This window comes from Litorihabitans aurantiacus (genome assembly GCF_030161595.1).
Lineage (GTDB): Bacteria > Actinomycetota > Actinomycetes > Actinomycetales > Beutenbergiaceae > Litorihabitans > Litorihabitans aurantiacus.
Genome location: NZ_BSUM01000001.1, coordinates 2236910 through 2254379, shown reverse-complemented (window position 1 = coordinate 2254379; position 17470 = coordinate 2236910). Strand labels below are relative to the sequence as shown.

The 17470-nt window shown below is 74.5% G+C and carries 12 protein-coding genes, 3 pseudogenes and 1 riboswitch; of the genes and pseudogenes, 8 read left to right on the top strand and 7 right to left on the bottom strand.

Annotated features, from left to right (window positions below; genetic code table 11):
- Positions 1–12: 12 nt before the first annotated feature.
- The 4 genes and pseudogenes from QQK22_RS10650 to QQK22_RS10635 form a co-directional block, all read right to left on the bottom strand.
- Complete coding sequence (locus QQK22_RS10650) at positions 13–723, bottom strand: response regulator (protein ID WP_284250912.1); 711 nt, start codon at positions 721–723, stop codon at positions 13–15.
- 226 nt (positions 724–949) lie between these two features.
- Positions 950–1954, bottom strand: a pseudogene (locus tag QQK22_RS19320) (sensor histidine kinase); the annotation flags it as partial.
- A complete protein-coding gene (locus tag QQK22_RS10640; RefSeq protein WP_284250910.1) occupies positions 1951–2145 on the bottom strand; it encodes a hypothetical protein in 195 nt (64 codons plus the stop codon). The gene QQK22_RS10640 and the pseudogene QQK22_RS19320, both read right to left, overlap by 4 nt.
- A gap of 108 nt (positions 2146–2253) precedes the next feature.
- On the bottom strand, positions 2254–3024 hold the full coding sequence (locus QQK22_RS10635; protein WP_284250909.1) for an alpha/beta fold hydrolase: 771 nt from the start codon (positions 3022–3024) through the stop codon (positions 2254–2256).
- A 261-nt stretch (positions 3025–3285) separates the two neighbouring features.
- Here QQK22_RS10635 and pcrA point away from each other — a divergent pair.
- The 5 genes and pseudogenes from pcrA to QQK22_RS10610 all read left to right on the top strand — a co-directional run bounded on the left by pcrA (position 3286) and on the right by QQK22_RS10610 (position 10214).
- Positions 3286–5900 (top strand): annotated as a pseudogene (gene pcrA, locus QQK22_RS10630) (DNA helicase PcrA).
- A gap of 27 nt (positions 5901–5927) precedes the next feature.
- Positions 5928–6338 carry a hypothetical protein gene (locus QQK22_RS10625; RefSeq protein WP_284250907.1) on the top strand — a complete coding sequence of 137 codons (411 nt, stop codon included), beginning with the start codon at positions 5928–5930 and terminating at the stop codon, positions 6336–6338.
- A gap of 157 nt (positions 6339–6495) precedes the next feature.
- Positions 6496–7662: an ADP-forming succinate--CoA ligase subunit beta gene (sucC, locus tag QQK22_RS10620; RefSeq protein ID WP_284250905.1), complete on the top strand. Its 1167-nt coding sequence runs from the start codon at positions 6496–6498 to the stop codon at positions 7660–7662.
- A 36-nt stretch (positions 7663–7698) separates the two neighbouring features.
- Positions 7699–8573, top strand: a pseudogene (gene sucD, locus QQK22_RS10615) (succinate--CoA ligase subunit alpha).
- 93 nt (positions 8574–8666) lie between these two features.
- Positions 8667–10214, top strand: a complete 1548-nt coding sequence (locus QQK22_RS10610; RefSeq protein ID WP_284250904.1) for a cell division protein PerM — start codon at positions 8667–8669, stop codon at positions 10212–10214.
- Here QQK22_RS10610 and QQK22_RS10605 read toward each other — a convergent pair.
- A complete protein-coding gene (locus QQK22_RS10605) occupies positions 10177–10491 on the bottom strand; it encodes a hypothetical protein (protein WP_284250902.1) in 315 nt (104 codons plus the stop codon). The genes QQK22_RS10610 and QQK22_RS10605 overlap by 38 nt on opposite strands.
- A 356-nt stretch (positions 10492–10847) precedes the next feature.
- Here QQK22_RS10605 and purN point away from each other — a divergent pair, with 356 nt between their 5' ends.
- The 3 genes from purN to QQK22_RS10590 all read left to right on the top strand — a co-directional run bounded on the left by purN (position 10848) and on the right by QQK22_RS10590 (position 13645).
- Complete coding sequence (gene purN / locus QQK22_RS10600) at positions 10848–11513, top strand: phosphoribosylglycinamide formyltransferase (protein WP_284250901.1); 666 nt, start codon at positions 10848–10850, stop codon at positions 11511–11513.
- 6 nt (positions 11514–11519) lie between these two features.
- A riboswitch (ZMP/ZTP riboswitch) is annotated at positions 11520–11646 on the top strand.
- Between the two features lie 31 nt (positions 11647–11677).
- Entirely contained in the window at positions 11678–13324 is a 1647-nt protein-coding gene (purH, locus tag QQK22_RS10595) for a bifunctional phosphoribosylaminoimidazolecarboxamide formyltransferase/IMP cyclohydrolase (RefSeq protein WP_284250900.1), read from the top strand.
- Between the two features lie 69 nt (positions 13325–13393).
- Positions 13394–13645 carry a DUF3017 domain-containing protein gene (locus QQK22_RS10590; RefSeq protein WP_284250899.1) on the top strand — a complete coding sequence of 84 codons (252 nt, stop codon included), beginning with the start codon at positions 13394–13396 and terminating at the stop codon, positions 13643–13645.
- Positions 13646–13726: 81 nt separating this feature from the next.
- On the opposite strand, the gene QQK22_RS10585 is transcribed toward QQK22_RS10590, so the two are convergent.
- Complete coding sequence (locus tag QQK22_RS10585; protein WP_284250898.1) at positions 13727–14965, bottom strand: aquaporin; 1239 nt, start codon at positions 14963–14965, stop codon at positions 13727–13729.
- A 248-nt stretch (positions 14966–15213) separates the two neighbouring features.
- Positions 15214–17430, bottom strand: coding sequence for an NADP-dependent isocitrate dehydrogenase (locus QQK22_RS10580; protein ID WP_284250897.1), 2217 nt, complete (start codon positions 17428–17430; stop codon positions 15214–15216).
- Positions 17431–17470 lie beyond the last annotated feature (40 nt).

Below are 17470 nucleotides of genomic sequence, written 5' to 3'. Positions count from 1 at the left end.
TGCCGCGGGCTCTCAGCCGAGCTCGACCAGGCCGTGCCGGTAGGCGAACGCGACGGCCTGGACGCGGTCGCGCAAGGCCAGCTTCATCAGCACGTTGGAGACGTGGGTCTTGACCGTGGCGCGGCCGACGAACATCCGCCCCGCGATCTCCTCGTTCGACAGGCCCTGCGCCAGCAGCGCGAGGACCTCGAGCTCGCGCTCGGTCAGCGTCCCGACGGCGGCGCTCGCCTCCGCGCTCGGGCTCGCTCCTCCCGTGGCGCCCTCGGCCGCACCCGGGAGCGTGCCACCGCCGGCCACTGCCCGCTCGATGACGGCGCGCGTGACCTCGGGGGAGAGGAGGGAGTCGCCCGCGGCGATGGTCCGGATGCCCTCGGCGAGCTGCTCGGGCCGCGAGTTCTTCAGCAGGAAGCCGCTGGCGCCCGCGCTCAGCGCGGCGAGCAGGTAGTCCTCGCGGTCGAAGGTCGTCAGGACGAGCACCCGCGCGTCGACGTCGGGGTCCGCCACGAGCCGCCGCGTCGCCTCGAGCCCGCCGATCCCGGGCATCTCGACGTCCATGCACACGACGTCGGGGCGCTCGCGGCGCACCACCTCGATCGCCTCCTCGCCGCTGCCCGCCTGCCCCACGACGTCGAGGTCGCCCTGCAGCTGCAGGATCGTGCGGATGCCCTCGCGCATGAGCGCGTGGTCGTCCACCAGGACGAGGCGGACGGGGTCGACGGTCATCGGGTGCTCTCCAGGGCGGACGCGGGTGAGGCGGGGGAGGGGCGCCGGGGGAGTCGGGCACGTCGGTGCGAACGACGGCGGACACCCGCTCGCCGCCCGGCGGGGTCGGTGAGGCCGTGACGGCCGCCGACGGGGCCGGTGGGGCCGTGACGGCCGGTCCGGTCGGCGAGAGCGGGACGCTCGCCCTGACCAGGAACCCGCCCGTGCGCCGCGGCTGCGCGACGAGGGTGCCGGACAGCGTGGCCACCCGCTCACGCATGCCGAGCAGCCCGAGCCCGGCCCCGCGGGCGCGCACGGGCCGGCCCGCGCCGTCGTCGGACACCTCCAGCTCGAGCTGCGCGGGCAGGTACCGCAGCCGGACCGCGACCGCGGCGCCGGGGCCGGCGTGCTTGAGGACGTTGGTGAGGGACTCCTGCGTGATCCGGTAGAGGTTGAGCGACACCAGCATCGGGACGGCGCGCGGGTGTCCGACGCGCTGCAGGTCGATGCGCAGCCCCGCGGTGCGCGACTCCGCGACCAGGTCGTCGAGGTCGGCGAGCCCGGGGGCGGAGTCGGGGTCGCCCGCCTCGTCGTCGCGCAGCGTCCCGAGCAGGTCGTAGAGCTCGGCGACGGCGGCGCGCGAGGAGTCCTCGAGCGCCTCGATCTGAGTCTCGGCGGCGCGCGTGTCGTGCGCCAGCAGTGCCCGGGCGGCCGCGGCCTGGACTCCCATGAGGGAGACGTGGTGCGCGACCGCGTCGTGGAGCTCGCGCGCGATGCGCAGGCGCTCGATCGTCACCGCCTGCTGCGACAGCCGGGCACGTTCCTGCGCGAGCTCCGCGGCCCGGCGCTCGCCGACGGCGCGGCCGCGGGCCGCGTTCCAGGCGTGGTTGCCGAACCAGAACGCGCCGGCGAAGTAGAGGACGTTCACCAGGATCTGCTGCAGCATGAATGCCGCCACGGGCGTCATCGCGCCCACGCCCGCGCCGTCGAACCCGAGATCCTCCGTGCTGGCCCGGAACAGCGAGACGAGGAGCCACACGAACATGCCGCCGATGACGGCGGCGCGCACCCACGTGGCGCGGCGGCGGTCCTGCTCCCACGCCCCGACGGAGTAGATCGCCATGAACAGCGCGATGTTCGTCACGGTCGCCTCGGGCACCGGGATCTCACCGACGGCGACGAACGCGAGGGCGACGGCGCCGGCCGCCAGGCTCGGCGAGCGGCGCCGCCAGGCCAGGGGCAGCGTCGTCACGGCGAGGACGCCCACCGCGAGGGGAGGGCGACCCGCTGCCCGTCCTCGCCGTACATCCCGAACGCCCGCCCGAGCACGAGCGACCCGAGCGACAGCGCGAAGAGCCCGACGGCGACGGCGAGGTCCCGGCGCCCCTCGCCCACGGTGGGGCCGGGGCGGCGCCAGGTCGTCTCGCCGGGGTCGTTCGTCACCCGGCCACCGTAGCGAGGGGCACCGACACGTCGCCTCCGCCGTGCGGGGGAGCGACGACGGCGTGCCCCGCCACCCCGCGCTCCCGTCACGGCCGCCGCCCGGACGCGTCAGTCGCGGTCGAGCACCTCGCGCAGGCGCCGCGCGAACGGTTCGGCCTCGCCGACCATCCCGTACTCGTCACCCAGGAAGCCGCCGTGACCGCCGGGAAGGACGACAGGGGCGGAGCCGAGGGCCGCCGCGAGGGCCTCACCGGCACGGTGCGCGAGCTCGCCCGCCGACTCCGCCCCCACCGCCACCTCGACGCGGGTCGCCGCCGCCCGCAGCGCGTCGACATCGGGCCGGTGGCCGCAGATGCCGCGGAGGTTCTGCCCGAGCAGGGCGTTGCCGCGGGAGCCGTCGTCGGTGGTCGGCAGCCAGAAGGCGGCGGGGTCGGGGAGGGAGGCGAGGACGTCGCCGTCGACCTCGCCCCGGTGCTGCGACAGGACGATGAAGCCCGTCATCGCCGGTCCCAGGCCGTCGGCTCGGTAGGTCGCGTACAGCTGCTCGACGGCGGCCAGTGCCGGCTCGGCGTCGGGCAGCACCGTGCACAGGGGTGGCTCGTGGGCCACCAGGGTGCGCACGAGGTCGGGCCGCGAGGCGACCAGCGCCAGCGCGTTCACCGCGCCCCCGCTCGAGGCGAACAGGTCGACAGGGTGGCCCGCGGGTGCCTCGGCGAGGACCGCCTCGATCACCGCCGCGACGTCCGCGGCGTGGACCTGCGGGGTGAGCTCGCCCTCGCCGTCGTGCCGCGTGCTGCGCTCCACGCCACGCGGGTCGTAGGTGACCACGACCCGGTCGGTCAGGTGGCTCGCCAGGCTGGGGAACCCGCTCGCCCCCATCGGTGAGCCGATCGCGACGAGCAGGGGTGCTCGCCGGGGCGGGCGAGGTCGCCCCGGACGTCGTAGGTGAGGGTCGCGCCGGGGCGCTCCAGCGTGCGGGTGAGGGCTGCTGCGGTCATGGCTCGATCCTCGCGTGGTGGCGTCGGGCCCGCGCGGCGGGTCCGTGCTGACGAGGGTGTGACCGCTCTCGCGGGCGCAACTCATCGGTCCGGCGCTGCGTCGGCGACCGTTGTCGGTGGCGAGATCTACCCTGGGAGGGCCATGACGACTCTCTTCGACAACCTCCTGCCCGGCCGCGGCGACGCGTCCTCCTCGCTCGGCGCCCTCGCGGTGACCGCGCCCGGTGCGCGGCTGCCCGGGATCGTCCCGCTCGCCCGCAGCGGCGGGGAGGGTGAGGCGCCCGACGGCGAGGGCGGCGTGCGCGGCGCGGGGCGGTCGCGCTCGGGTCGCACCCCGGAGTCGCTCCTCGAGGGCCTCAACCCGCAGCAGCGCGAGGCGGTCGAGCACAGCGGCGGGCCGCTGCTCATCATCGCCGGGGCGGGTTCGGGCAAGACGCGGGTGCTGACGCACCGGATCGCGCACCTGCTCGCCACGCGCCAGGCGCGGCCGGGCGAGGTGCTCGCGATCACCTTCACCAACAAGGCCGCCGCGGAGATGCGCGAGCGGGTCGAGGAGCTGGTGGGGCCGCCCGCGCGCAGCATGTGGGTCTCCACGTTCCACTCCGCGTGCGTGCGCATCCTGCGGCGCGAGCACGCCGCGCTCGGCCTGCGCTCGAGCTTCTCGATCTACGACTCGGCCGACTCCCAGCGCCTGATGCAGCTGGTGTGCCGTGGCCTCGACCTGGATCCGAAGCGTTTCCCGCCGAAGGCGTTCAGCAACCGGGTCTCGGACCTGAAGAACGAGCTCATCGACCCCGACGAGTTCGCGCGCACGGTGAGCGAGACGAACGTCTACGAGGCCAACCTCGCCGCGGCCTACCGCGGGTACCAGGACCGCCTGCGGCAGGCGAACGCGCTGGACTTCGACGACCTCATCGCCACCACCGTCCACCTCCTCCAGGCGTTCCCCGCGGTCGCGGAGAGCTACCGGCGCCGCTTCCGCCACGTGCTGGTGGACGAGTACCAGGACACCAACCACGCGCAGTACGTGCTGGTGAAGGAGCTCGCCGGCGTCGCCACCCAGGGGTGGGAGGTGCCCGAGGGGAGGGCGTGCCCGCCGCGCCGGAGACGGCCACCGCCGGCGTCGTCCCGCCCGCGCAGCTCACCGTGGTGGGTGACGCCGACCAGTCGATCTACGCCTTCCGCGGCGCCACGATCCGGAACATCCTCGAGTTCGAGGAGGACTACCCGCAGGCGCGCACGATCCTGCTCGAGCAGAACTACCGCTCGACCCAGAACATCCTGTCCGCTGCCAACGCGGTCATCTCGCGCAACCCCGGCCGGCGGGACAAGAACCTGTGGACCGCCGAGGGCAGCGGGCCCAAGGTCGTGGGCTACGTCGCCGACTCCGACCACGAGGAGGCCCGCTTCGTCGCGGACGAGATCGACGCCCTGGGGGACTCCGACGGGGTGAAGCCGGGCGACGTCGCCGTCTTCTACCGCACGAACGCGCAGTCGCGCTCCCTCGAGGAGGTGCTGATCCGCTCGGGCATCCCGTACAAGGTCGTCGGCGGCACACGCTTCTACGAGCGGCGCGAGGTCAAGGACGCCATCGCGTACCTGCGCGCGATCGCGAACCCGGACGACTCCGTCAACATCCGGCGCATCCTCAACGTCCCCAAACGGGCGATCGGGGACCGTACCGAGGGCGCCCTGGCCTGGTTCGCCGAGCGCGAGCGGATCTCGTTCGGCGCCGCCGTCGACCGCTACGAGGAGGTCGGGCTGCCGGCGCGCGCGAGCGGCGCCGTCAGGGAGTTCGCCGAGCTGATGGCGGGGCTGCGCGAGCTGGCGGGCGCCGGCTCGACCCCGGCCGAGGTGCTCGACGCCGCGCTCGACCGGTCCGGCTACCTCGCCGAGCTCCGCGCCAGCGACGACCCGCAGGACGCCACGCGCGTGGAGAACCTGGCCGAGCTGCACGCCGTCGCGGCGGAGTTCTCGGCCTCGGACCCCGATGGCGACCTGGCCGACTTCCTCGAGCGCGTCGCCCTCGTGGCGGACTCGGACCAGCTCCCGGTCGAGGACGGCGGGGGCGGCGTCGTCACGCTCATGACCGTGCACACCGCCAAGGGGCTGGAGTTCCCGGTCGTGTTCGTCACCGGCCTCGAGGACGGCACGTTCCCGCACCAGCGCTCGCTGGCCGACCCCGACCAGCTGGGTGAGGAGCGCCGCCTCGCCTACGTGGCCCTCACGCGGGCGCGCCACCGGCTCTACATCACCCGCGCCGCGGTGCGCACGGCGTTCGGCGTGCCCAACGAGCTGCCCGCCTCGCGCTTCATCGACGACGTCCCCACCGACGTGCTCGACTGGCGCCGCGAGGAGTCCTCCATGCAGACGCTGCGCGGCGGCTGGGGCGGCGGGTACGGATCCCGCGGCGGCTACGGGGGCGCCTCGCGCGGGGGCGACGACGGCGACTTCTCACCCGCCTACGGCAGCGGCCGGCGGGGCGAGTCCGGCGGGACCGGACCGCGCGGCGGTGTCACGCGGAGCTTCGGTGCACCGCGCACCGGGGCGTCCGGCAGCGCCGGTGGGGGAGCGGGTCGCGCGGCAGCTGACGTGCCGAGCCTCGCCGTCGGCGAGCGCGTCACCCACGACAGCTACGGGATGGGCACCGTCGTGGCGCTGGAGGGCAGCGGCAGCAGCGCCGTCGCGAAGATCGACTTCGGCTCGGGCGGCACGAAGCGCCTGCTCCTGCGCTACTCCCCGGTCACCAAGCTGTAGCGGAGCCGAGCACCCTAGGATCGGGCGGTGCCCTTCGCCACCCTGCTCGGTCTCGTCCTGGGCGCCCTCGGATTGTTCGCCCTCGGGAACGGGGTCCTGACGCTGTGGCGCTCCTCGCCGGGCCGGCGCCGCCGCGCCGTCGTGGCCGAGGTCGTGCCGCAGGCGCGCGACGTGGTGCTGCACCTCGACGTCGCCCTCGAGGGCGGCCCGCTCACCGACGGCACCGAGACGGTGCGCGTGCCCGCGCGACACGCGCTCGCCGGCGGCCCGGTGGAGATCGGTCAGCAGCTCGACGTCGTGCTCGACGGGCGCCGCAAGCTCGCCTGGGTCGCTCGTGTCCCGCGCTCCCTGCGGGCGCTCGGCGTGGTGTCGGTCGTCCTCGGGTCGGTGCTCGTCGTCGTGGCCCTCGGCCTGTTCGGTGTGGGCGCGACCTTCTGACACCGCGCCCGACGTGAGGTGCGCCACGACTCGCGGTGCCCGGCGTGCTCGGGCGCACCCCGGCGACCGCGCGGCGGCTAGGGTGGAGCCGATGTCTCTACGTCGAGACACTTCGGCATCCAGGCGCCGGGAACCGGCGTGAAACGGAAGGACCTCTGTGGACCTGTTCGAGTACCAGGCACGTGACGTCTTCGAGAAGCACGGTGTCCCCGTGCTCGGCGGCATCGTCGCGACGACGCCCGAGGAAGCCCGCGCGGCGGCCGAGACGCTGGGAGGCGGCGTCGTCGTCGTCAAGGCCCAGGTCAAGGTCGGTGGGCGCGGCAAGGCCGGCGGCGTGAAGCTCGCGAAGTCCCCGCAGGAGGCCTACGACCACGCGGCCGCGATCCTCGGGATGGACATCAAGGGCCACACCGTCCACCGCGTGATGATCGCGCAGGGCGCCGACATCGCCGAGGAGTTCTACTTCTCGGTGCTGCTGGACCGCGCGAACCGCTCCTACCTGGCCATGGCCAGCGTCGAGGGCGGCATGGAGATCGAGGTTCTCGCGGTCGAGCGTCCCGAGGCGCTCGCGCGCATCGCCGTCGACCCGACCGTGGGCATCGACGCCGCCAAGGCGGCCGAGATCGCGCAGGCCGCCGGCTTCGACGCCGACGTGGCCCCCGAGGTCGCCGACGTCTTCCAGAAGCTGTGGACCGTCTACCAGGCCGAGGACGCCACGCTCGTCGAGGTCAACCCGCTGGTCCGCACCGGCGACGGCTCGATCGTCGCGCTGGACGGCAAGGTCTCGATCGACGAGAACGCCTCGTTCCGCCACCCCGAGCACGCCGATCTCCAGGACGCCTCCGCCGTCGACCCGCTCGAGGCCAAGGCAGCCGAGAACGACCTCAACTACGTCAAGCTCGACGGCAGCGTCGGCATCATCGGCAACGGCGCGGGCCTCGTCATGAGCACGCTCGACGTGGTCGCCCTCGCCGGCGAGAAGCACGGCGGCGTCACGCCCGCCAACTTCCTCGACATCGGTGGCGGCGCGTCCGCCTCGGTCATGGCGGCCGGCCTGGACGTCATCCTCGGCGACCCCCAGGTGAAGAGCGTCTTCGTCAACGTCTTCGGCGGCATCACCGCGTGCGACGAGGTCGCGAACGGCATCGTGAAGGCGCTGGAGATCCTCGGCGACGACGCGACCAAGCCGCTGGTCGTGCGTCTCGACGGCAACGCCGTGGAGGAGGGCCGCGCGATCCTCGCGCAGGCCGCGCACCCCCTCGTCACCCTGGCCGACACCATGGACGGCGGCGCCGACAAGGCTGCCGAGCTGGCCAACGCCTGAGCCCCGCTCCCTGAACCCGAAGGACTGAAACCAGACATGGCCATCTTCATCGACGCCGACTCGCGCGTCATCGTCCAGGGCATGACCGGCTCGGAGGGCATGAAGCACACCACGCGCATGCTCGCCTCGGGCACGACCGTCGTCGGCGGTGTCAACCCGCGCAAGGCCGGCACGTCCGTCGCCTTCGACGGCACCGACGTCCCCGTCTTCGGCTCGGTCACCGAGGCCGTCGCCGCCACCGGTGCGAACGTGTCGGTCATCTTCGTCCCGCCGGCGCACACCAAGGGCGCCGTCGTCGAGGCGATCGAGGCCGGCGTGCCGCTCGTCGTCATCATCACCGAGGGCGTCCCGGTCGCCGACTCCGCCGAGTTCTTCACGCTCGCGCAGGCCAAGGGGTCCGCCTCATCGGCCCGAACTGCCCCGGCATCATCAGCCCCGGCAAGTCCAACGTCGGCATCATCCCGGCCAACATCACGGGTCCGGGCAAGGTCGGCCTCGTGTCGAAGTCCGGCACCCTGACCTACCAGATGATGTACGAGCTCTCGGAGTACGGCTTCTCCACGGCCATCGGCATCGGCGGCGACCCGATCATCGGCACCACGCACATCGACGCGCTCGCCGCGTTCGAGGCCGACCCCGACACCGAGGTCATCGTGATGATCGGTGAGATCGGTGGCGACGCCGAGGAGCGCGCGGCCGAGTTCGTCAAGGCCAACGTGACCAAGCCCGTCGTCGGCTACGTGGCGGGCTTCACCGCCCCCGAGGGCAAGACGATGGGCCACGCGGGCGCCATCGTGTCCGGTTCCGCCGGCACCGCGCAGGCCAAGAAGGAGGCCCTCGAGGCCGCCGGCGTCAAGGTCGGCACGACGCCGAGCGAGACCGCACAGCTCGTGCGGGACCTCCTGGGCTGACCGGCAGGGCCCGCAGCACCTGCAGCACCAGCACCCCGACGAGGACGGCGTGGCTCACGGGCCACGCCGTCCTCGCGTTGCACCATGGTCGTGATGTCACGACCTGCCGCTCCCCGCCTCACGCCGCGCCCCACCTCCTCGCGCGGCACCGCGATCACGACGCGCCCGCGCACCGTGGTGCGGCAGGGCGAGCGCGACCGGGGCGGGAACGCCGCCGGGTGGGACGTCGCCGTCGACCACGCCCCGGACGAGACCGACACCCGGGCGCTCGAGCTCGCCTCCCCGGGCGGCGTGAGCGACCACGGCGGAGGCCGACGCTGGGCCGTCGTCGAACCCGTGACGCGTGCGCCCGGTGTGCTGCGCCCCCAGGCGCTGCGCGCGCTCCGGGCGGGCCTCGAGGCCGTCATCCTCTCCTGGCTGCTCGTGACCGTCCCGGTCGTGGCCGCCTACGTCGCCACCGTGTCCTCCCCGGCCCTGGGCGAGGCGAGCTGGCTCGACGCCGCCCGCAGCGGCAGCGCCGGCTGGCTCCTCGGCCTCGGGCAGGAGATGACGGTCGTCGCCGCCGACGGCACGGTCACGAGCGTGACGCTCGCCCCGCTCGCGCTGACGCTGCTGACCGCGCTCGCGCTCGCCGGGAGCGTCCGCCGCGCCCGACTGACCCACCCGGTCGCGTTCCTGGTCGCCGCCGCAGCCGCCGGCGTCGCCGTCAGCGGGGCCTACACGCTCGCGGAGACCTCGCCCACTCCCCGCGCGGTGGTCACGACGCTGGTGCTGATCGCCGTCGCGGTGACGCTCGGCGCCCACCGCTCCGGCGCGCTGCCGCAGCTGCCGGACCACCCGTGGGTCGCGGCGGGCGTGGCGGGGGCCCGTGCCGGGGCGCGGCTGCTCGTCGCGTTCGCCGCCCTCGGGGCGGTGACGGTCCTCGCCCTCGTCCTGGTCCGCGCCGCCGCGGTCGTCGAGCTGCAGCGCGCCCTCGGACCGGACGCCCTCAGCACGGTGGTCCTCGTGGTCGCCCAGCTCCTCGCGCTCCCGACCCTCGCGGTCTGGGCGCTCGCGTGGTGGCTCGGCCCCGGATTCTCCATCGGCCTCGTCGAGGTCACCACCTCCGGGGTGGGGCAGGGGCCGCTGCCGGTGGTCCCGGTGCTCGCCGCGCTGCCGCAGCCGGGTGACGGTCCCGGGCCCGGGGTGGTCGTCCTCGCCGTCGTGATCGCGGCCGTGGTGCTGGTGCCGGTGGTGCGTCGCCTCGCGGCGGACCCGTGGCACCTGGTCGCGGCGCTCGCCGTCGCGACCGGGGTGACGGGCCTCGTCGTCGGCGTAGCGGGCGGTCTCTCGGGCGGCGTCGACGGCGCGGCGATCGGCCCCCTCACCGCGGTCGGGACCGCGGCCCTCCCGCTCGGCGTCGCGGCGGCGGGGGCGGCCGCCGGCGGGGGCGCGATCGCGTGGCTGCTGGTGTGGGGTGCGGCGCGCCTCGACCTGGCCGAGCGCTACCCCGTGCTGCGGTCCGTGGCCGAGCGTGCCGCCGACGCGCGCGAGCGCGCCGGGCGCGTGCTGGGTCGCCTCGGGCGGGCCGGTCGCACCGGAAGCTCCGGTGCGCGGGGGCTGCTCAGCCGACGCGGACGGCGTCGAACAGGTTCTCGGTGAACGTCGCCTCGCACTGCGCACGGGCCGTGTTGGTCACGGCCCGGTCCTGACACTCCTGGAGCGCCATCTGTGCGGGCCACGCGGCGATCGAGGCCCCCGAGGTGACCACCACGAACCCGCTCATCGCCAGCGCACCGATGACCAACGGTTGGACCCGGCCCGTCCCGCGCGCCGCGATCAGCATGCGGATCCCGACGACGATCGCCACCACCGCGAGCAGCAGGCCGAGCACCGTGAAGGGCAGCCGGAGCATCGTGGCCAGCAGGGCCGCCAGCACGAGCAGGAGGAGCTCGACCGCGCGACGGCGTGCGCCGGGCGCCGGCGCGCCGTCGCCGTCCCCGCCACCGGCGGAGGGGCGTCGGTCGTCGCGCCGAGGGCCCGGGGAGGACGGCCGCTCGTCGGGCGCCGGTAGCGACGGGGCGGGCGGCGACGGTGGCGGGGCGACCGCCCCGCGGGCGCGCTGCGGGGAGGGGTAGCCCCCGCCCTCGGGGGAGGTGCGTCGTCGTGCCCGGGCGTGTTCTGGTCCGTCACTGCCGTCCCGTCCTCGTGGTTCCGTGCCGGCCGCGCGGGCGGTCGACTCCTCCCATTGTCCCCGATCGTGGTCGGGGCGGGCGCGGACGGTGGTCGGTACGCGTGGCGGGCGCGGTCGAGCCGGTCCGCCCGCGCCCGCTACCCTGCCTGGGTGACCCACCCGAGCCCCGCCCGCGTCGTCGTCCTGATCTCCGGGGAGGCTCCAACCTCGCCGCGCTGCTGGCGGCGTGCGAGAGCGAGGCGTACGGCGCCCGGATCGTCGGTGTGGGGGCGGACCGCCACTCCGCGGCGGGTCTCGAGCTGGCCCGGGAGCGTGGGATCCCGACCTTCGTCGAGCGGGTGGGCGACCACCCCGAGCGCGTCGACTTCGACCGGGCGCTGACGGCTCGCGTGGCCGAGCTCGAGCCCGACCTCGTGGTCTCCGCCGGTTTCCTCAAGCTCGTGGGCGCCGACTTCCTGGCAGTGTTCGCCGGTCGCTACGTCAACACGCACAACTCGCTGCTGCCCGCCTTTCCCGGGATGCAGGCACCGGCCGACGCGCTCGCCCACGGCGTCAAGGTCGCCGGAGCCACGCTGTTCGTCGTGGACGAGGGGGTCGACGCCGGCCCGATCATCGCCCAGACGGTCGTCGACGTGCGTGACGACGACGACCTCGACACGCTGACCGAGCGCATCAAGGTGGCCGAGCGCGCCCAGCTGGTCGACGTCGTCGGGCGCATGGCCCGTGGCGGCTGGCGCGTCGAGGGACGGCGCGTGCTGCTCGGCTAGACTCGTCGCCGGGTACGTGACTGGCGACGCCGCAGCACCGCCACCGGGCGGGTGCGGCACGAGGTGGACAACCACCGGGGAGCGTGCCCGGTGCTGGCCACGACCTCACACGCCGATCGCCTGGGTGGGTGACCTGATCGACGACCCGTCCCCAGGAGCACCCCGTGACCCACGCGTCCGCCCCCACCAGCCCGACCGCCGCGGCCTCGACGCCCGACGTCGTCCCCGTCCGCCGCGCCCTCGTCTCGGTCTACGACAAGACCGGTCTGACCGAGCTCGCCACCGCGCTCGCGGCCGCCGGCGTCGAGATCGTCTCGACCGGCTCGACGGCGGCCACCATCGCCGCCGCCGGCGTCCCCGTCACCGGCGTGGAGCAGGTGACGCAGTTCCCCGAGATGCTCGACGGCCGCGTCAAGACGCTGCACCCGCGCGTGCACGCCGGCATCCTCGCCGACCGCCGGCTGCCGCAGCACGTCGCCACCCTCGCCGAGCACGGCATCGACGCCTTCGACCTCGTGGTCGTCAACCTCTACCCGTTCGCCGCCACCGTGGCCTCGGGTGCGAGCGCGGACGACTGCATCGAGCTCATCGACATCGGTGGGCCCTCGATGGTGCGCGCCGCGGCGAAGAACCACCCGAGCGTCGCCGTCGTGGTCGACCCCGCGTCCTACGGCGACGTCGCCGCCGCCGTCTCCCGCGGCGGGTTCAGCCTGGCCCAGCGCCGCACGCTCGCGGCCGCGGCGTTCCGCCACACGGCGAGCTACGACGTCGACGTCGCCTCCTGGATGGGCGAGGTCGTGGCGCCGGAGGAGGGGGCCTCCTTCCCCGCCTGGACCGGGGCCACGTGGGAGCGGGCGGCCGTGCTGCGCTACGGCGAGAACCCGCACCAGGCCGCCGCGCTGTACGTCGACGGCGCGGCTGCCCCCGGCCTGGCGCAGGCCGAGCAGCTGCACGGCAAGGAGATGAGCTTCAACAACTACGTCGACGCCGACGCCGCGTGGCGGGCCGCGTTCGACCACGACGAGCCCGCCGTCGCCATCATCAAGCACGCCAACCCCTGCGGTATCGCGATCGGGACCGACGTCGCGGACGCGCACGCCGCCGCGCACGCGTGCGACCCGGTCTCCGCGTTCGGCGGGGTGATCGCGGCCAACCGCGAGGTGAGCGCCGCCATGGCGGCGCAGGTCGCCGAGGTCTTCACCGAGGTGATCCTCGCGCCGTCCTACGAGCCCGAGGCGCTCGAGATCCTGAAGCGGAAGAAGAACATCCGCGTGCTGGTGGTGGCGCCGCCCGTGCGCGGCGGCGTCGAGCTCCGCCCGATCTCCGGCGGGGTGCTGCTGCAGCAGCGCGACGCGATCGACGCGATCGGCGGCGGCGGCGGTGACGACCCGGCGTCGTGGACGCTCGCGACCGGTGAGGCGGCCGACCCCGCCACGCTGCGCGACCTCGCGTTCGCGTGGCGCGCGGTGCGGGCCGTGAAGTCCAACGCGATCCTGCTCGCCTCGGGCGGCGCGTCGGTCGGCGTCGGCATGGGCCAGGTCAACCGCGTGGACTCGTGCCGGCTGGCGGTGGAGCGGGCGAACGGTCTCGACACCACCGACGGGAGCGCGTCGGCCGAGCGCGCCAGGGGAGCGGTGGCGGCCTCGGACGCGTTCTTCCCGTTCGCCGACGGCGCGCAGGTGCTCATCGACGCCGGCGTGCGCGCCATCGTGCAGCCGGGCGGATCGGTGCGGGACGCGGAGGTCGTCGCGGCGGCCGAGGCGGCCGGCGTGACGATGTACCTCACGGGGGCGCGCCACTTCGCGCACTGAGCTCGTCCTGGTCCTCCGCCGTCGGGCGATCGCGCGGTGGGCGCCCGACGGCGAGGGTAGGGTCGCGGGGTGGAGCGCCAGCGGGTCAACGTCGTCCAGATCACGGGTCTCGCGGGTGTGGTGGGAGCGGCCCTGCTCGCCCTGGCGTCGGTGCGCGTGGCGATGCAGGCGCTCTCGCTCGTGCTGATCGTCCTGGCCGCGGCGCGAGCGTTCCTCCCGCGCGACCGGGCTCTCGCCGTCCGCTCGCGCGGCTTCGACGCCGTGCTCCTGGCCGCGCTGGGTGTGGCCCTCGGCTACCTCTCCTTCAGCCCCGACCTCTGACGGGACGGCACGAGGCCCCGGTCGGGGTGCTGCGGTGCAGCACCCCGACCGGGGCCTCGTGCGTGGTGACGGGAGCGTGCGTCAGGCGCGCGGCCTGCCCTCGTTCGCGTCGGTTCCGGACTCGCCGTCCGTCTCGGTGCCCGGCTCGGTGTCGGCGCCCGGCGTCGCGGCCTCGTGCGCGTCGACGTCCCGCGGCTCCGGGACGAACGCCGCGTGGTCGGCGGCAGGCCCGGCGGTGGCCTCGGACGCGGCCCGGTCCTGGCGCGCCAGCAGCGCGTCGATCGCGTCGACGTCGGACTCCTCGCCCTCCACGGCGCGCGGGTTCGCCGCGGTGGCCGTGGTCGTCGTCGTGGCCTCCGTCGCCGTGACGGACTCCTCGCCCTGCGCGGGCTCGGTCTCGGGCCACTCCTGCACCGCGCTGGGGGCGGGGGTGACCAGGAGGTAGACGAGTCCGGCGATGGCGGCGCCCAGGAGCGGTGCGAGCCAGAAGACCCACAGCTGACCGATGAGGTCGCCGCCCGAGAACAGCGCGGCCGCGGTGGCACGGGCGGGGTTCAGCGAACCGTTCGTGATCGGGGCCGCGAGGGCGATCAGGACGGCGAGCGTGAGACCGATCGCGGCCGGCGCGTACGCGATGCGCGAGCGCTTGTCGGTGACGCCGAGGATGACGCCGACGAAGATCGCGGTCGCGACGACCTCGACCAGGAGGGCCTGGACCAGGGAGAACTCGAACTGGCCGTTGGTGAGCCGGCCCAGCGGGGAGAACTCGCCGAAGCCGTTGGCCGTGCCGGCGAAGAACGTCGTCGTGGTGGCTTCCGCGGCCGCGCCGGTGGGGTCCTGCGGGGCCAGGGCCTGCGGCAGGTCCGGCGGGACCAGCGTGAACAGCAGCGCCGCGGCCGCGGTCCCACCCAGCACCTGGGCGACCCAGTAGGGCACCAGGTCGGCCCACGAGATGCGACCGGCGATGGCCCCGGCGAGCGAGACGGCGGGGTTGAAGTGGCCCCCGGACACGTGACCGACCGCGCTCGCGGCGCCCAGCACGGCGATGCCGAAGCCGAGCGGGACGATCAGGCCGTTGCCGGCGACGCCGTTGACCTGGGCGAAGAGCGCGAGCCCGACGCCGATCAGGACGAGCGTGAAGGTGCCGAAGACCTCGGCCCCGAGACGGGCGAGCAGGCCGTACTCCGGCGCGACGTCGGTCTCGCGGGCGATCTCCGCCTCGACGGGATCGACGGTGCCCGCGGGACCGACCGTGCCGGCCGGGTCGACGGGGTCGAGCGGGTCGCGGCTCTCGGCCGGTGCCGAGCTCGTTGCGGACATGGTCCAGCTCCTAGGGATCCTCGGTGGTCGCGGCGTCGAGCGACGCCGCCGAGCATCCTTGCACCGATTCCTGGACGGTGTCTCGACGTGAGCCGGGTGTCACGGATCGGGACGGCGCGGGAACGCGCGGGCGGGTGGGCACGTGCGCGGCACGAGCGGTGGCGAACGGCCGCGGGGCGCCGGCCGGACCGTGCAGGTCCCTCCGGCGCCCCGCGGCGTCGTGGTCGGGCGCGTGGCGCCCGCCGCCGTCAGAGAGCGGCGACCGCCTCGTTCAGGGTGCGGCTGGGACGCATGACCGCCGCCGCCTTCGCGGCGTCGGGCCGGTAGTAGCCCCCGATGTCGGCCGGGCTGCCCTGGACCGCCGCGAGCTCGGCCACGATCGCCTCCTCCTGCTCGGTCAGCGTCCGCGCGAGGCCGGCGAACGCGGCGGCGAGCTCGGCGTCGACCGTCTGCGCCGCGAGCTCCTGCGCCCAGTACAGGGCGAGGTAGAAGTGCGAGCCACGGTTGTCGATCCCGCCGAGGCGACGGGTCGGGGACTTGTCCTGGTCGAGGAACGTGCCGGTCGCCGCGTCCAGCGTGTCCGCCAGCACCTGGGCGCTGGTGTTGCCGGTCGTGGTCGCGAGGTGCTCGAACGAGGCGGCGAGCGCGAAGAACTCGCCCAGGCTGTCCCAGCGCAGGTAGTTCTCCTTCACGAGCTGCTGCACGTGCTTCGGGGCGGAACCGCCGGCGCCCGTCTCGAACAGGCCCCCGCCGTTCATCAGCGGCACGACCGAGAGCATCTTGGCGCTGGTGCCGAGCTCGAGGATCGGGAACAGGTCGGTGTTGTAGTCGCGCAGCACGTTGCCGGTGACGGAGATGGTGTCCTCGCCCCGCCGCGCCCGGGTCAGCGCGTGGGTGCACGCGTCGGCCGGCGCCATGATCTCGATCGTGAGGCCGTCCGTGTCGTGCTCGGGCAGGTAGGCGTTCACCTTCTCGATGAGGTTGGCGTCGTGCGCGCGCTCGGCGTCGAGCCAGAACACGGCGGGCGAGCCGGTGGCGCGGGCGCGCGTGACGGCGAGCTTGACCCAGTCGCGGATCGAGGCGTCCTTGGTCTGGCAGGCGCGCCAGATGTCGCCGGCCTCGACGTCGTGGCTCAGGAGGACCTCGCCCGCGCCGTTGCTCACCTCGACCGTGCCGGCCGCGGCGACCTCGAACGTCTTGTCGTGCGAGCCGTACTCCTCGGCCGCCTTCGCCATGAGGCCGACGTTCGGGACGGAGCCCATCGTGGCCGGGTCCAGCGCGCCGTTGACGCGGCAGTCCTCGACCGCGGCGGCGTACACGCCCGCGTAGGAGGAGTCGGGGATGACGGCGAGGGTGTCCGCCTCCGCGCCGTCGGGGCCCCACATCTTGCCGCCGCCGCGGATCATCGCAGGCATGGAGGCGTCGATGATGACGTCGCTGGGCACGTGCAGGTTGGTGATGCCGCGGTCGGAGTCGACCATCGCCAGGGCGGGGCCGTCGGCCAGGCCCTGGGTGACGGCGGCGCTGATGGCCTCGCCGTCGGGGAGCCGGTCCACGGCGGCGAGGAGGGCCCCGAGGCCGTCGTTCGCCGAGATGCCGGCGGCCGCGAGCTGCTCGCCGTAGGTGTCGAAGAGCGCCGGGAAGAACGTCTCGACGACGTGCCCGAACAGGATCGGGTCGGACACCTTCATCATCGTGGCCTTGAGGTGCACGGAGAACAGGACGCCCTCGCTGCGCGCGGCCTCCACCTGCGCGGCCAGGAACGTGCGGAGCGCGGCCGCGCTCATGAAGGTGGCGTCGACGACCTCGCCGGCCAGGACGCGCAGGCCGTCCTTGAGCACCGTCCGCGTGCCGTCGGCGGCGACGTGCGTGATGGTCAGGGAGTCGTCGGTGGGCACGACGACGGAGCGCTCGTTGCTGAAGAAGTCGCCGGCGCCCATGGTCGCCACGCGGGTGCGCGAGTCGCTGCTCCAGACGCCCATGCGGTGGGGGTGGGCCTTGGCGTAGTTCTTGACCGACGCGGGTGCCCGGCGGTCGGAGTTGCCCTCGCGCAGCACCGGGTTGACCGCAGAGCCCTTCACGCGGTCGTAGCGGGCGCGGATCTCGCGCTCGTCGTCGGTGGTCGGGTTGTCCGGGTAGTCGGGGAGGGCGAAGCCCTGGCCCTGCAGCTCGGCGATCGCGGCCTTGAGCTGGGGGATGGAGGCGGAGATGTTCGGGAGCTTGATGATGTTGGCCTCGGGCGTCGTCGCCAGGCGGCCGAGCTCGGCGAGGGCGTCCTCGACCCGCTGGTCGGCCTCGAGGTGGTCCGGGAACTGCGCGAGGATGCGCGCGGCCACCGAGATGTCGCGCGTCGTCAGCTCGACGCCTGCCTTCGCCGCGTACGCCTCCACCAGCGGCAGGAACGAGTAGGTCGCCAGCAGCGGCGCCTCGTCGGTGTGGGTGTAGATGATGCGTGACGTGGTCATGGGGCGGACTCCTCCAGCGGTGGGGACCAGATCTCTCGAC